The sequence below is a fragment of the Cupriavidus sp. D39 genome (assembly GCF_026627925.1).
Classification (GTDB): domain Bacteria; phylum Pseudomonadota; class Gammaproteobacteria; order Burkholderiales; family Burkholderiaceae; genus Cupriavidus; species Cupriavidus ulmosensis.
This window is the reverse complement of sequence record NZ_JAPNLE010000009.1, coordinates 2,847,869-2,862,246: the sequence shown is the minus strand read 5'-3', so window position 1 is coordinate 2,862,246 and position 14,378 is coordinate 2,847,869. Positions and strand designations below refer to the sequence as shown.

12 protein-coding genes and 1 pseudogene are annotated in these 14,378 nt (G+C 56.6%); all 13 read left to right on the top strand.

Features of this window, described 5'->3' with window-relative positions:
* The first annotated feature begins 247 nt into the window (after nucleotides 1–247).
* The 13 genes and pseudogenes from OMK73_RS25440 to OMK73_RS25380 all read left to right on the top strand — a co-directional run bounded on the left by OMK73_RS25440 (nucleotide 248) and on the right by OMK73_RS25380 (nucleotide 14,347).
* Nucleotides 248–589, top strand: a complete 342-nt coding sequence (locus OMK73_RS25440; protein WP_267604479.1) for a hypothetical protein — start codon at nucleotides 248–250, stop codon at nucleotides 587–589.
* A 981-nt stretch (nucleotides 590–1,570) separates the two neighbouring features.
* Nucleotides 1,571–2,083, top strand: coding sequence for a hypothetical protein (locus OMK73_RS25435; RefSeq protein WP_267604478.1), 513 nt, complete (start codon nucleotides 1,571–1,573; stop codon nucleotides 2,081–2,083).
* Entirely contained in the window at nucleotides 2,080–4,077 is a 1,998-nt protein-coding gene (locus OMK73_RS25430; RefSeq protein ID WP_267604477.1) for a Mu transposase C-terminal domain-containing protein, read from the top strand. Before OMK73_RS25435 ends, OMK73_RS25430 begins: the two co-directional genes overlap by 4 nt.
* A 12-nt stretch (nucleotides 4,078–4,089) precedes the next feature.
* Nucleotides 4,090–5,073 carry a TniB family NTP-binding protein gene (locus tag OMK73_RS25425; RefSeq protein WP_267604476.1) on the top strand — a complete coding sequence of 328 codons (984 nt, stop codon included), beginning with the start codon at nucleotides 4,090–4,092 and terminating at the stop codon, nucleotides 5,071–5,073.
* A gap of 198 nt (nucleotides 5,074–5,271) precedes the next feature.
* Nucleotides 5,272–5,430 (top strand): annotated as a pseudogene (locus tag OMK73_RS25420) (hypothetical protein); the annotation flags it as partial.
* 162 nt (nucleotides 5,431–5,592) lie between these two features.
* Entirely contained in the window at nucleotides 5,593–7,185 is a 1,593-nt protein-coding gene (locus OMK73_RS25415; RefSeq protein WP_267606656.1) for a hypothetical protein, read from the top strand.
* A gap of 16 nt (nucleotides 7,186–7,201) precedes the next feature.
* Nucleotides 7,202–7,717: a hypothetical protein gene (locus OMK73_RS25410; RefSeq protein ID WP_267604475.1), complete on the top strand. Its 516-nt coding sequence runs from the start codon at nucleotides 7,202–7,204 to the stop codon at nucleotides 7,715–7,717.
* A gap of 271 nt (nucleotides 7,718–7,988) precedes the next feature.
* The gene (locus OMK73_RS25405; protein ID WP_267604474.1) at nucleotides 7,989–8,381 is read left to right on the top strand and encodes a hypothetical protein; all 393 of its coding nucleotides are present in this window, start codon (nucleotides 7,989–7,991) and stop codon (nucleotides 8,379–8,381) included.
* 247 nt (nucleotides 8,382–8,628) lie between these two features.
* Complete coding sequence (locus OMK73_RS25400; RefSeq protein WP_267604473.1) at nucleotides 8,629–9,165, top strand: hypothetical protein; 537 nt, start codon at nucleotides 8,629–8,631, stop codon at nucleotides 9,163–9,165.
* A gap of 23 nt (nucleotides 9,166–9,188) precedes the next feature.
* Nucleotides 9,189–10,178, top strand: a complete 990-nt coding sequence (locus tag OMK73_RS25395) for an AAA family ATPase (RefSeq protein WP_267604472.1) — start codon at nucleotides 9,189–9,191, stop codon at nucleotides 10,176–10,178.
* Nucleotides 10,175–11,020, top strand: a complete 846-nt coding sequence (locus tag OMK73_RS25390) for an HNH endonuclease (protein WP_267604471.1) — start codon at nucleotides 10,175–10,177, stop codon at nucleotides 11,018–11,020. Before OMK73_RS25395 ends, OMK73_RS25390 begins: the two co-directional genes overlap by 4 nt.
* A gap of 472 nt (nucleotides 11,021–11,492) precedes the next feature.
* Nucleotides 11,493–12,905, top strand: coding sequence for a hypothetical protein (locus OMK73_RS25385; RefSeq protein ID WP_267604470.1), 1,413 nt, complete (start codon nucleotides 11,493–11,495; stop codon nucleotides 12,903–12,905).
* A 500-nt stretch (nucleotides 12,906–13,405) separates the two neighbouring features.
* Nucleotides 13,406–14,347, top strand: coding sequence for a hypothetical protein (locus OMK73_RS25380; RefSeq protein ID WP_267604469.1), 942 nt, complete (start codon nucleotides 13,406–13,408; stop codon nucleotides 14,345–14,347).
* The last annotated feature ends 31 nt before the right edge of the window (nucleotides 14,348–14,378 follow it).

Genomic DNA, 14,378 nt, shown 5'->3' with positions numbered 1-14,378 from the left:
AGGTGGGTAGTTTATCGCACCAAGTGTTGCTAGGCTATGTTCAACATTAGTCTGATTACATTGAATTTTTCGAAGATAGATCTATAGTTTCACTACGAATGGTGCGTAAAAATACATACCATATGCAGGGCAGTGCCATCTCGTAAGTCATCTCGACGCCATCCATATCGGCGCCACGTACCTCTCCGTACGGGCTGCTGACAGCTCCTCCGGGGAGCCCCTCCCCCAGTCAGCAAAAGGAGACAATATGGCGATATGGTCCGTTCTCCCTCCTAGTGTTCAACCTGAAATCTCCCTTGTGGATTGGCGTGTCTTCGAGTTCCCCGAAGGCGACCGACATTTCGTCGGCTACTGCCTCGAGAATCGCGAGGGCCGCGTCAGCAGCGCGATTACGGTCTTCGATTGCCAAGCTGCCTCCGCCGAAACGGCCTCCGGTCGGCGATACCGCCTGATCGGCGAACCCGGGCAGGATGCCGACGCGGAAGAAACTTGGCGCCTTTGGTTGCTATTCAACTGGCGAACAGGGGCCGTTGATGTCACTGCAGACTTTGTTTGCAGTTCCAACGGCTGTTCCCAGGACGTGCACTAGCGAAGCAATGTCGGCAACGGCTCACTACTAGAGACCTTGTTTTCCAGCCAATACGCGCCGCAGGGCGGTCTGGTTACAGAATTTTTACATTTTTTCCACATTGCGGAAAGGATGCATTCGCGCTCGCGAAGTAAAAGCTAGTGTTGATAGGCTATGAATTGAAAGTGTGTACTCGCAATACAATTTCTTGACGCGAGGCCGACCTAGCGTAATGTGATGCCTGCTGAACTGATGTTGGCGCTGCTGGATAGATGGATATCCGCGAGCCGCATTTCAGGGAACGAGTTGGGTATTCGGGCGCGTGGACACCCGCGGACCGAAGTCCCAATTCCTTGAGTCGATGCCAACCCAGGGCAGAGCGTCGTTCCTCGCCGGTTAAGCATTACGTGCCAATTGAGGGACGAGGCGGGGGAAATACGGTTGATAGGAGAAGCAATGAGTTAATTGAAAGAGTGGCCGCGAGGGCTTAGCCGAAGAGTACAGCATAGTTCGCAACGTCCAGCCTATTGATGGGATCGGCAGGGGGAGTCGTTTTGTCCCGGAGAACTACGCAAAGACCTCGCACAGCGTGCCGAGATCCGGCATTTGAAGAAACCAGCGCTTCTAGCGGCGCTGATGGGCCCGCTCGTCCATAGGAATTAGGGATTAGGGGAAAAAAATATTCCGGCAGGCGAGCCTCCTAGTAGTGACTCGCCCGTTAAGAGCCTCAATTGTAGTTCAGTTGATGAAACCCTTCGAGTTCAACTTCGCCGTTCCTGCTCAAGGCACCGCCGCCGATTCGATGTTTCATGTCCGCGGTACTGATGAGTGGAAGCTGAGAGACACGTTCCTGACGAGTGTGAAGGCAGCATTCTCCCGCAAGCCGGATCTTGCGTCTCGACTACATGGCAAACGCAAGGTCCTGTTGGGAAGACGTGGCGACTCTCGTCCATCGCTATTCCCCAGCAAAAAAATGCGGACGTCGCAGACCTGGCCGTCTTCATGCCAGTGGAGAGCCGCCTTGAGCAGGCCTATGCGCTTTGTCTTGAGCGGCAGCCCAACGTCATCGCCTATCGAACACAGGCAATCGAGATTGCCGTGCCTGGTAAGCGAAGCCATTGGCCGGATTTCCTGATCCTGGATGATCAAGGGCGGCTTCTGGTGCGAGAGACGAAGCAGGACACAGCGTTCCTCGATAAAGACTACCGCGAAAAAACCGATTGGGTCCGCGGCTTCTTGTACCGCATCGGCATCGACTACGCCATCGTGGGCCGTGCCGACCTGCCAACTGATCGCGAACTCCAGAACCTCAAGGTACTTCACCAGAGCTATACGCGGCTCCCTGGAAAGTTCGAGATTGACCACGCGACAGCGGCTCTACCGGCACTGCTTCCGTGCACCTACCAAGCACTGATCGAAGCGCTAGGTGACGTTGGCAAGCATCTCCTCTTTACTGGCCAATTGCGTATCGATTGGCAGAAGCCCTTCAACATGAACAGCGAGGTGTGGAAATGACCAATCTTACCAATGGCTCTGAAAGCGAGCCGGTATTCAATCCTGTCGCAGGGATGCGATTCACTTACAACGGAAGTGAGTTCGAAATCGCGCACGTGGCATACAACGACCTGCGATACAACGCAGTCGCCGGCGGTCGCAGCTTTCGCATGCCCGTAGTACAGCTTCTCGAGCAGATCAAGGAGGGACGCATTGTCATTACGAGTGAGTCGCAAGCGATCGCGCAATCTCCTTATCTTACGCTATCCACAGATGGCCTGAAGCAGCGACTCCGTCAACTGCGATATGCGCAAGGTGCGGTTGCAGAGTTATCCAAGCCAACGGCCAAGGCTGGCCTGCGGGAGTGGGTTGTCTCATATGCCAAAAAATTGGGCGATGAGACGGTACCAGGGATCAGCTCCGTTGCTCGCTGGATAAAGGCTCTCCGCGACTTTGGGGAGGAGTACTTTCTCAACCGTCCGCCTCGCCAGGGCAATTGGACGCTGCGATTCGGCGCAGGGGTCGAGTCCGCGATTCAAGACGGCCTGAGCGACTTCATGAGGACAGAGAAGCGGTCGACACAGAGCGTTCTGGCACATGTCCACGGCTACCTCCTGGAACACAACATCTATGCCAAGAGGACGCCATGCACTCGAACGCTTCGACGCCGCGTAAACAAGATTGATCCGTATCTGCTCACTCGCATCAAACAGGGTCCCATTGAAGCGGAGCGAGCAGCCCGGGCTGGGGGACGCGCTAACACCAGCCATCTTCCGATGTTCTGCGTCCAGATCGATTCTCACAAGCTAGATCTGTTGGTCGTCGATCAGGACACCGGAGAAGTGATGGGTAGGCCGACGCTCGTCCTCGGAATCGATGTACGTACCCGCTGCATTGTGGGATGGCATCTGAGCATGAACCCTCCTTCCGCTACGACAACCTTGGCTGCGGTTAAGGACATGTTCTCGCGCCCGATGAGGGGGCTACCTGGTGGCATTCCTGTGCATCTCATACCCGACAACGGTGTGGAGTTCAAGAACACGCCCGTGATCCGGCTCCTGCTTAAGGCAGGCGTGATCATCGAGCCTGCGGCCATTCGCGAGCCCAACCACAAGCCTCATGTGGAATCGTTTTTTCGTACGTTCACGACAAAGCTCATCCATTCGATGCCAGGCACGACGTTCTCGAATCCAACAGAGCGTGGGCGGTACCCATCGGAAAAGCGGGCATGCCTCACCATCGACCAGGTCCGCTCATACGTCGAGACATGGATCGAAGAGGTTTATCACATGACGGTTCATTCGAGCACCGGAAGAGCGCCGATCATGATGTGGAGGGAGGAAACCGGCGAAGGGAAATGCAAGGTCCTAGCAATGACTGAAGACGAAGTCGCCGTCATTGCGCGAACGCCGATCCGGTGCACGATCAACAGGGGACGGATTCGGTATGACGGACTCATCTACTTCAGTCATGCGCTCCGGACGATCGAGCACACGTACAAAGGGAAGGTAGTGGTGTTGATTGACGAACTCGACCTCAGCCGAGTGTATGTCGAGCATCCGACCCAGAAGGGATCCCACATTGTGGCCGAATCAACAACGCCGGAATACACCGAAGGCCTGACGAAATGGGCGCATCAAGAAGCGAAGAAGATTTTGAGTGGACTCTCCGAACGAGATCGACGTGAATTGGGAGAAAGTGCCCCTCTCTATGCTTTGCATGCGCTGATGAAGCGAATCCAGAAGGACTCTGAATTCGCGATGAAGCAGATGAAGCGTCTTCGTGAAGGGAAGAAACAACTAGATAAGCGTGCCGAAGAGGCCGAGGCTGCCATGGCCGCTTCTTCCATCGTGCTGTCCTCGCGCATCAACGATCTGGCTGGAAAGCCATCGACGTCGGAGTGGATCGACCCCGAAACGGGAGAGATTCTGACGGACCAATCGCCCCAATCGACAGACGGCGACGCAAGTAAGCGCAATGTCGCTAACGATCTGAATGTAACCATTCTCGACTAAGGAGCTGCAGAAATGCTTCCGTTTGACCACGCCACAGCCCTGTTCGAATCCGAAGAAGAGCGCAGAGCTTACAAGGAAACAGCGGAACTGGACCGTATTGTTGTCCATCATCCGGCCCTCGCGGGCGCCGTCACGGGCATTAAAGCCTGCATTAAGGCATCCATTGCGGCGAGGTCGCCTGAGTGTTGCATGTTGCTAGGAGCGGGTGGAATGGGTAAGACCACGATCGCAAAAACGCTCATGAAGAGCTTGCCAGCCCAGACCGTTGTCGAAAACGACTGCGAGATCGACACAACTCCAGCGTTTTACATGAGCTTACCGCCGGAGGGAAAGCTAGGTGGGTTGACCGAAGAGATGCTCACGATGCTCAACGACCTGAATCCTTCCGCAGGTACCCCGAGATCCAAGTCCAAGCGCATCAACACGCTACTGAAGCGTTGCAAAACAATCATCGTCTTCATCGATGAGCTTCACAACCTCTCGCTGATTCAGCGCAAGGATGCACTGGCTGGGCAGAAGATTAGTAATTGGCTTAAAGAGCTCTTCAATGCTGAAGGGCCCGTCATTTGCCTGGTAGGAACGCCGGAGTGCCGCACACTCTTCGATCACGACCCGCAGATGTCGCGGAGATACAAGAGCAAATTCCTGTTGCCTGCACTGGATCCAGGAACGGCCGAAGAAACGGGAGATCTCCAGAGTTTTCTCAAGATGCTCGCCACACAAATCGTCGCCCGGACCAGCCTCAAAGCTATGCCGAACTTCGGGAACTATGGGCTAGCGTTGCAGGTCTTTGCGACGACTCGCGGGAATATTGACTTCACTTCGACCCTATTGAAGGTGGCTTCCCGTAATTGCCTTCTGGCAGGTCGAGATGTGGTGACGGAACAAGATCTCGCCAGTGCCTGGGATACCGGCATGTTCAGCGCCCAGTCTGTGACAAGACAAAACCCATTCCGTATGAACGGGCGAACCCTGGCTCAATCGATCAGGGGCTGACATGGCACGCAAGCTTCCTGTTCGACCGATTCCCTTCCCCGACGAGTCCCCGGCGGGGTACTTGATTCGAGTTGCCGAGGCAAACGGGTTCCCAAGTGTAACAGCGCTGGTCGACGGTCAATGTGAGGGCCCGTATGGCGAGGGTTGGATTGCAGCGGCGTACACGCGGCCGGAACGCTATGAGGAGCTTCTCCGCGCATGCGGTGTCATCAACGCCGATGCATACTCGCTGAGCTACCTGCGATCCGGTCCTACGACCGAGTCGCCCCGCCTTTTGCTGGCGTACCAATCAGCGAGCAATTCTTCGCGGAGGACTGCCGCTCATACTGTCCGGGCTGCCTTGGCGAGCGACGATACTGGAGAAAGGCGTGGAGCCTGAAGCCGTACGCTGTCTGCACTGCTCATTCGCTTCTGTTGCACAGAGACTGCCACGTCTGCAATAGGCAGTTGTCACCGTTCCGGAGCGACCTGTGCAAATGCGAATGTGGAGCAAGTCTCATCGATGCGCCGCGTGTCGACATGGATCCGAATCCAGTCGAATGGTGGATGCGGCAGGTCAATCTGGCCGACCAACGCGCCGACGCTGTGTCAGCCTGCGTAACTGCGCTATTGGCACTCGAACCTGGCAACGAATGCGGAGAGCAAGTACTTGTATGTCTTCGCGTTGCGAAGCAATGGTTCGAGCAAGGGACGCTGTCAAATGAGTTGCAGACGTTGATTGCAGGATCGCCGTGGCATCCTCGGGTCACGCTGCTCCCATTGCTTGAATCCTCAGCATCGCAGGTGACTAAGCTCGCGCTCGCGGCTCTGCGCATGCAGTGTGACGAGAAGGCTGTTGATGCCACAGTGGAGGAAATGCTCCTGTCACGCAGGCACGCAGAGCTCGCCCTTGGTGTGAGCGCGTTTCAACTGACGAAGATGCGGAAGGAGGGCGTCTGGCGCGCTTATGGGCTGGAGAGTGGCGATGGATGGTTCAGTGCGCGGGCCGTGAACGCAATGCTCTGCCGGCTAGCTGTGACCGACGATGCTGTGGCGGGGCATCGTCGGCCCGTTACCCGTAGTGTGGGGTCGGTCTTGATGTCCATCGTGGACGGGAAGGAGGCTAGCGCTGGGTACGACTTGAGTTTGGGTATCAGTAGTATTCGGTCGATCGAGGTAGCTCGCAGTGGTCCGGCGAGTCCCATGGTTGGAGAGATCGGCATCGAAGAAGCTGCCGACATTCTGAATAGCTATCCAGAGGCCGTTCGCAGCTTGGCCAGAGTTGGGTGGATAGAACATCGGAATCGAGATTGTTTCAATCGAAAGCGCTTCGTGGCCGATCGTGCTGATGTGGAGGGATTTTCCCGGAGGTATGCGCTTGCTGGGGAGATTGCGAAAAGCGCTGGCACGAACGTCACAAACACCGCAGAGCGGTTGATGGCTCTGGGCGTTCATGCTGTCGCGGGTCCGAAGATCGATGGATGCCTGGTTTACGTGTTTGAGAGGGCGAGTGTCGATCGGATCGACTTGGCAGCGCTACACGAATTGAAAGGGTATCCCACCTCAACGGGAAGACGGTCGGCACTCGATCCGGCCAAGGACGACACGTCGGAGATGACGCTTGCCGAAGCCGCAAAATTGCTTGGCGTGAACGTCCAGTTGGCGAAGCGACTGGTGATCAAAGGGCACTTGCAAGAAATTGACAACCAGTCGAGACAAGTCTATGTGACTGCGCGCTCCGTGAAACGCTTCAAGAAGAAGCTGGAAGATCCGAACCTTGTTCCTGTCGAAGACGCCGCAGCGGAGCTTGGAATGGGATCATGGCCCTTTGAGATTAGCTATGTGCAACCTGGGTTGGTCTACGTTCACGATCTTGCTGTGTCACGTCGTGTGCAACGGTCGGATATTGCAACCTTGTGCAATTTGCGCGAGTACTTCCTGACGGCGGAAGAGGCAGGACGCCTTCTTGGTACGCATCGCAGCCATCTGCCCAATCTGGAGAGGCGTGGGGAGATCAAATCCATGATGTTTGGGAAGCGTCGGCATATCAAGTTCTACGCGTTAGCGGACATTCAAAAGTTGATGCCCCTGAGGGCATCAGCATCCGCCGATTTTAGATCGGCAGAAGAATGAGGGGCGGCAGCTCAGCATGGCCAAAGCGCTTGGCGTAACAAAAACTATCACGGAGGTGCGTATGGAAACGAGTGAAGACGCGGAGGAAGATGGGGAGATCGGCAATCTGAGCATCGTTCGTGGAAGGCGATTGCCGGGCATTATCGGATGGCTTGTTGCCTGGCATCGTCTCCAAAAACATCCGGAGAAATTTCTCTTCGCGATACTCGAGTATCCAGTCGGGGCATGCATCTTCCTGGAAATGGCTGATGGGGACCCAACGTCGGGTGTTTGCACGTTGCTCGACAAGTGTGTCGAGGTCCGCCCGTTCCCAAAGTGGATTGCTGTGGACCGAGATCTCGGTTTACATGCTGACGCGCTACACGCATGGGCGGAGCAAAACGGGGTTTCGCTTCGTGAGCCACGGTCTGCGCGGTGGAAGGAAGCCGGCTTGCGCTCCCTACTCGAGATATCCGTACTGCTCGGGGCCAGCAGCGTACCGGACGACGCGGCTTTACGTAAGGTCCGTCAAAAGGCCTGCAAGCTTCATTGATAAGGCGGCCGGGGCACCGTGGCCGGCCGTCTCTTCGCTCGTCAAGCGAGAGCCAGGTAACGGTGTTGACCAGAACAATTTCAACATCGTCGTCCAGAAGCCGACGTTCGATCGATGCGGTATATTATTGTCAGCAAAAATGGGGACTGCGTTGGCAGCAGGCGCTGAACTTTGAAACTGGTACTGATTGATGGGCTGCCAGGAATTGGCAAGAGCACCCTTGCGGAGCGGCTTAGAAGGCAGCCTTTTTCAGAGCACTGTTCGCTTCATGATGGAACAGGAGCAAGGTGGAATTCGTGGTTACATCGCAGAATTTGAGGACATCGTCCGATCCCTTTCGCCGGTCACCATCTACTTGCGCGGTGTCGACGCGACCGACCATTCTCGCAGCACCGCTCTCCACCGAGGGACGACATGGACGACGCGGGTCTCCGCGTACCTCGAAACAACCAGATACTCGCTCCGAAGAAACCTGAAGGGCGCTGAAGGAATGCACAAGCTGTGGACAGCTTACGCCGAGCTTTGCTATTCGCTATTCGACCAAATGTCCATGCCAAAGTTGACCGTGTTGGTCGAGCCGCCGGACATGGAGCATCCGTTCCGCAGATCTGTTGAATTCCTGATGTCCACAGGCCACATGCAGGCTACGACGAAGGTCTCATAGACCGCCGTCGGCCAAGAGCCGTCAGCCGCAACAGCAGCCAGTGTGTCCGCTTCAAACTGGCTGCTGTCACTCCGGCTCGCACCGGACGGCAGAAACGCAGCAGCCAGAGTCTCGTAGTTATACCTTAAACTAACGCACCGGCAATACTCACCGGGAGTTGCCTCCTCCTGACGCAGCCCGGCGGGGAACAGACGAACTGCGACCGGCATGCAATGAATGAGTTGAGTCGAGGTAGAGACAACATAAAATGGCAAAATTTTTTACCGTGGTCCCCGTCGGCCAAGGTTCGCCCAATTCCGGTATGGAAGCCGCGTACTTGTTAGCGGACAATTGGGACGACTGGTTCGCCTACAGCACGATGTACACGCTGATCGTAATAGACGCTAGTGGTGAGAAGCAGCACATCGGCAGCGTCAAAATCGGGCAAGTCGGGATGCGGTCGGGTCAACGCAGTCCGGACCTCGAGCCGTCGTTCGACATGTTAGGCGAAGAGTTTTTCTCTGTCGGGCAAGACGACACCTACTACGAACGCCTGAACGAATTGGGCGTGGCACTACGGGATCGGGTGCTCACAGGACTGCGTGATATGGCATTTGATCCGCAGCTCCTCGAAACGGCGCTCAAGGAGAAAGTTACAGGCGTGTCGCTACTCCGATCTGTGACGCGCGCTACTGTGCAGGGCCAATATGCCCGACTCGCTCAAGGGGGGCGCGCTTATCGCGTTTCAACTTTTCGTATTCCGGGCCGCAGAAGGCTCGCTCGAAGGTTCCGCCTATCAAGCTGACCTTTGTCGTCAAACCAGAGTCGATGCCACCCAGCAATATCCATGTCCTCATCGGCCGCAACGGCGTCGGCAAGACTCATTTGCTAAATAACATGTCGCGGTCGCTTGTGGACCAACGATCGAGTCCCGAAGAGGTGGGAGCGTTCGAGGCAGGAGCGGACGACGAAGGCCAGGATCTGTTCTCCAACCTGGTGTCCGTGACCTTCAGCGCGTTCGACCCCTTTGAGCCCTTGCCCAATCGTCGCGATCGGTCTGAAGGTATCCCCTGCGCCTACGTAGGACTCAAGCGTACAGGGACCACGTCTGAAGGCAAGCCCCTAGCTCCGAAATCGCCCGATAGTCTTTCGCGGGAATTCGGCGCCAGTGTCCTCGTATGCCGCAGTCAGAGCGCACGCCTAAGTCGATGGCGCCGTGCGCTGCATGTGCTGGAAGCAGATCCAATCTTCAAGGCCGCAGACGTTGTTTCGCTTGCGGAGGAGGAATTGGAGGAGGATACGCTCAAGGCCAGTGCCCGCAAGCTCTTTAGCAACCTTAGCTCTGGTCACAAGATCGTCCTTCTGACGATCACCCGTCTCGTCGAGACGGTGGAGGAGCGGACGCTAGTGCTACTGGACGAACCAGAGGCGCATCTTCATCCGCCCCTGCTATCTGCTTTCGTGCGTGCCTTGTCTGACTTGCTCGTAAATCGCAACGGGGTCGCGATTGTCGCAACACACTCGCCAGTAATCCTTCAGGAGGTGCCCTCTCGATGCGTCTGGAAGATCTGGCGCAACGGCCGGATCGTTCAAGCTGAGCGCCCGACCATTGAGACCTTTGGCGAAAACGTCGGAGTACTCACTCGCGAGGTGTTCGGTCTTGAGGTAACGGACGCCGGATTCCACCAGTTACTACGGACGGCCGCGCACAATGAGGAAGACTTCGAGGAAGTAGTCGCCAAGTTCGACCACAAGCTAGGCGGCGAGGCCCGGGCGTTGATCCGAGCGCTGATGGTCAACCGTGAGGGCGACCAATGATCAAGCTAGAACCTCCGGAACTGGCCGCTGGCGATGTCTTCGCGCTGTGCATCAGCCGCGTGCGTAATCCCGAGCTCAGGGCGCGATTGGCGTCGATATCAACGAACGTCTCCCAAGCATCCGACACATTCCAGGATCTTGCAGCCCAGATACGGCTGCACGAATTTGTGCGCGAGGCCGTCATCGGCGGTGTGGTCACGACTTCCGAAATGGAGACTGTTTACACCCAGCGAATGGTTTCCAAGACCGCGCCCGGACGACCCGTCTACGACGCTCTAATGAGCCTAGCCCCCGCCGGAAAGTGCCCATTATGCGCCCAGCGGGATGCATCCACGCTCGACCACCATTTGCCCAAGGCGCACTATCCTGTGTTAGCGGTTACCCCGCTGAACCTGGTGCCGTCGTGCAAGGACTGCAATAAGGCCAAGCTGGCGAACCTGCCTACGAGCGCGAACGAGGAGACGCTGCATCCTTACTTTGACGACATTGATGGCGATCGCTGGCTGTTCGCGTCCGTGCAGACAACCGCACCAGCTTCCCTGAGGTTCTTCGTGGAGCCGCCAGATCATTGGGATGAAGTGCTTGCAGCTCGGATGCTCCTCCATTTTGAAACGCTTGGGCTCGGCGGGCTGTACGCTGCACAAGGTGCTGACGAGTTGATCAACATCAGACATCAGCTTCAAATAATCCATGACGCAGGCGGTGCTGCGACCGTTCGCAGCGAGTTGCTCGCCCGAGCGGAGAGTGCGCGCGCCGTGCGTGTCAATGGTTGGCGTGTTTCTGCATTCGAAGCGTTCGCCGAGAGCAACTGGTTCTGTGAAGGCGGGTTTATGGCTGTGTGAGCGAGGATAGAGCCTTTTCTCCCGCCGACATAGACCTTGTCCGCGCAGACCGACGTGATGGGAGAACGGCCGCTATACGCTGACGTCGATTTTCTCCGACTGAAGGGCAAATATGGGTCGAGTGGAGCCGGTCGAGCACCGCTGGGGCGTCAATCGGCCGAGATCGACCAGAAGCGGCTGTCGGGAAGCGACGGCCGGCTGCCTGATGACCGAGGTCCCTTCCCGGCCATAAGGAGCCGTTCGCCCCTTCATTTGCGTCGCTATTTGGATGTCAGGTTGTACCCAAGCGACGGACGTTAGGCGACTCGTCATGCTACCGTGCCGCCTGACATAATATCTACGCGAGGGCATGATGCAATATTCTGCCATGCGCGGAAGCCCACACTTGGCGCGCAGTGACAACAGTCGCGCGGCTTCGGCGCGCAACAGGTTTTACAATGACCGATGAATTCAGCTCCGTTCAGGTAGTCCTATGAATCAGCATGTTCAAAAGATGGTCGGCGATTTCTTCGCAGCAATAAGCCCCTGGAGTTCTGCATACACCAGCGCGCGACTGACTTTCATAGCAGTCAGACGAGGAACCTTTCTCGATATCCTAGCTGCGCGCGTGTTTGTGGCCTCAGTTTTTCGCGAGCCGCCAAAGAGTTGGTTTCAAGCTGGCGACCTCGAAGCCGGCCAAGTGGAACTATCAGGCGGAGTGGTGGCTGTCGCCCAAGCGATTGAACAGATTGCATCCCCCGATGGCTTTGAGATCGCCGAACGGGGCCAGCTTCTCCTGCGCTCCGAAGACAACCAGAACATCAGCGTGGGGCCACCGGATCTGATCCATGCCGAGGGAATCAGCCAAGGAAACCGCCTAGCTGTCCTCACAATGAGTGGGATCAGGCGGCAAATGCTGGTCCAGCAGCCACAGACCGATTGGATGCTTAAGGCCGCCGTGCATCCTTTCGATTCGCTGAGCGAGCTTAGCATCGAATATGGTCTCGGCGCTGCGGCGAACACGTCCACCACGCTGGAAGTCGTGGCGAACGCGGCGGCAGAGGTATTCGCGCTCTCCACTGTTAAAGACGGCAAAGCCGACTTGGGGCTTTGGTTGGCGAAGAACCTCGACAAATCAAAAGCGAGACTCGGGTATCGCGTGATCGACAAAGGCGTCGTCGTGAATCGCGGCTCAGTCGAAGGTGACAAGCTTGATTGGGGGGACCGATCAGGCGACATCGTTGGGCAGTTGTTGCTTGAAGTGCCGCTTGGTGCCGTGGTTCAGTGCATTGCGTCGTATGCCGGGCACGCGCACCATTTGCGCTGGTTTGCAGACCCAAAGACGTATCAGAACGCACGGGCTGCGGTTCTTTCCAGCGTTGATCAAACCGGCAAACTGCTCCGAGGCTATTTGCTGCCCGAGCTTCCGCCGAAAGGCAAGGCGGCAGACGATTTTGAGTCGGCCGTGGCTTGGATGCTTTGGGCTTTAGGGTTTGCCCCTGTCAGTTTCGGGATGAACGCTAAAACGCGCGACGCTTTCGATATCTTGGCCGTCAGCCCGCGAGGCGATTTTGTAGTCGTCGAATGCACGCTTGGGCTTCTGAGAGCGGAAAGCAAATTGTCGAAACTGAGCGCTCGCGAAGCGTCACTGCGCAAGATGCTAGCGACGTCTGGCCTTCAACACTTGCGCGTTCTGCCGGTCATCGTGACGGCGATGACTAAGGACGAGGTCAAAGCAGACTTGAACGCCGCGGCTGAAACCGGCATTCTTGTTCTGACAAGAGAGGACTTGGAAGCCATATTCGACAGCGGGCGGCTAAGATTTGCCAACGCCGATCACCTCTTCGAGGAAGCCCTGCAAAGGATAGCGGACGCAAAGGTAGCGGGCGACTCGCCATTGCGCTGAGCGGCAACTAGGGCTACGGGCCGGGTTTTCTGTCTGCGTGGCCATGGCCGCCGTTGCCCTGCACTGTAAGGGCTACGCGGCCCCTTTCGCCTGCTGCTCGTTGGTTGGTGAAACGCTTCTTCCGATTGCCCACTGGCGCAGTGGCTGGTGTGACTCGGAAGCAACCGCACCGCTTTGCGAGAAGCGGTTCAGGGTCGGAAGCCGCCGACCCACTGCGGACCTTCAGATTTCCCGAAACCGGTCTTCGATAGTTTGAATAAAGCCCAGAACTGACGAAACCCCTGCGCGGTCTTGAGGCGGAATGCCTATCCGAACCACAGTACCGCCTCAAATTGAGGACAGAGCGCGCTGGTCGCTCACGGCCATCTCCGACCGTTGGCCAGACCGACGACTCGGCCGCTCGAACGTCTCTCTCACCTTGTCAACCGACACTCGGGCAGGATGGGCCCAGATTCACGGCGCGCGGGTACAATGCTAAGCTTCTTGCTCGCGTGACCGTTATGCAATTGCTTGTCGCGATGAATTTCGTTGCCGATCTTGACGCCATAACCATTGAGCGATTGGACCACCTCGGCTATCAGGCGAAGCTAGGCGACACGGTCTTGGACCGTTTTGCCGTTCTGTACACACACACCGAAAGAACTATCCCACCAGTTCCCTACGAACTGCGATTTTCGGACGAGATTCGGCAGAATCCCAAGTTCAAGACGCACAGGAAGCCGCTTGAAGAAATAATGTCGAGGCTCAGAAGGGGCGAAAGTCTTCGACCTTATCTGTCAACGCGGGCGGTTCGTGCCGCATACCACGATCCCCTTTTGCTGACGTGGGGCATCCACCATTTGCACCTGAACAGCATCGATACACTAGATAAGCGAGGCTTCGTCGAGCGGAAGCGCGGCGAGTCCGAACTCCTGCTGTTGCGTATCGACGGACAGACGGCCTATCTGATCGACATCGTTGCGCACGATGAGCTGGACCTGTTTGACAATCCGCGGTTGCTGACGGTCGTTGACAGGAATTGGCCTGAACTGCACTTCGCGCCGAAATCGGTCACGAGCGAAGTGTTCACACCGCAGGAAATCAAAGCCCTTCGGTCAAACCGTACGAATTTTGCCATTCAGATCAACGGACGCACCGTTCTTCCGAAGGGGGAATTACGGCGACAGGGGTGCCGATTGAAGTTTATGGATGGTATTGGGCGCTTAAGGACGAATTGCTTAATGTGGAAGCGGATGTTCGCCGCCGCTTCTATGAATTCTTCCCCAATTGTGCCTCGCCGTCGCAAAATTGGCGTGCAGTTCATGATGTCCGACTCGTCGGAATCGAGGACGAGTATTTTATTCTTCAGGAGCGGTCGACGCAGCGAAAATGTTATGCCCGTCGCATCGCGGCGCAGCAGTGTGCGTTCGCCTAGCACGCAATTTGACTCCGTAGTCGCATAGGTCGATGATATGAATTTCCCTACATGGTTGC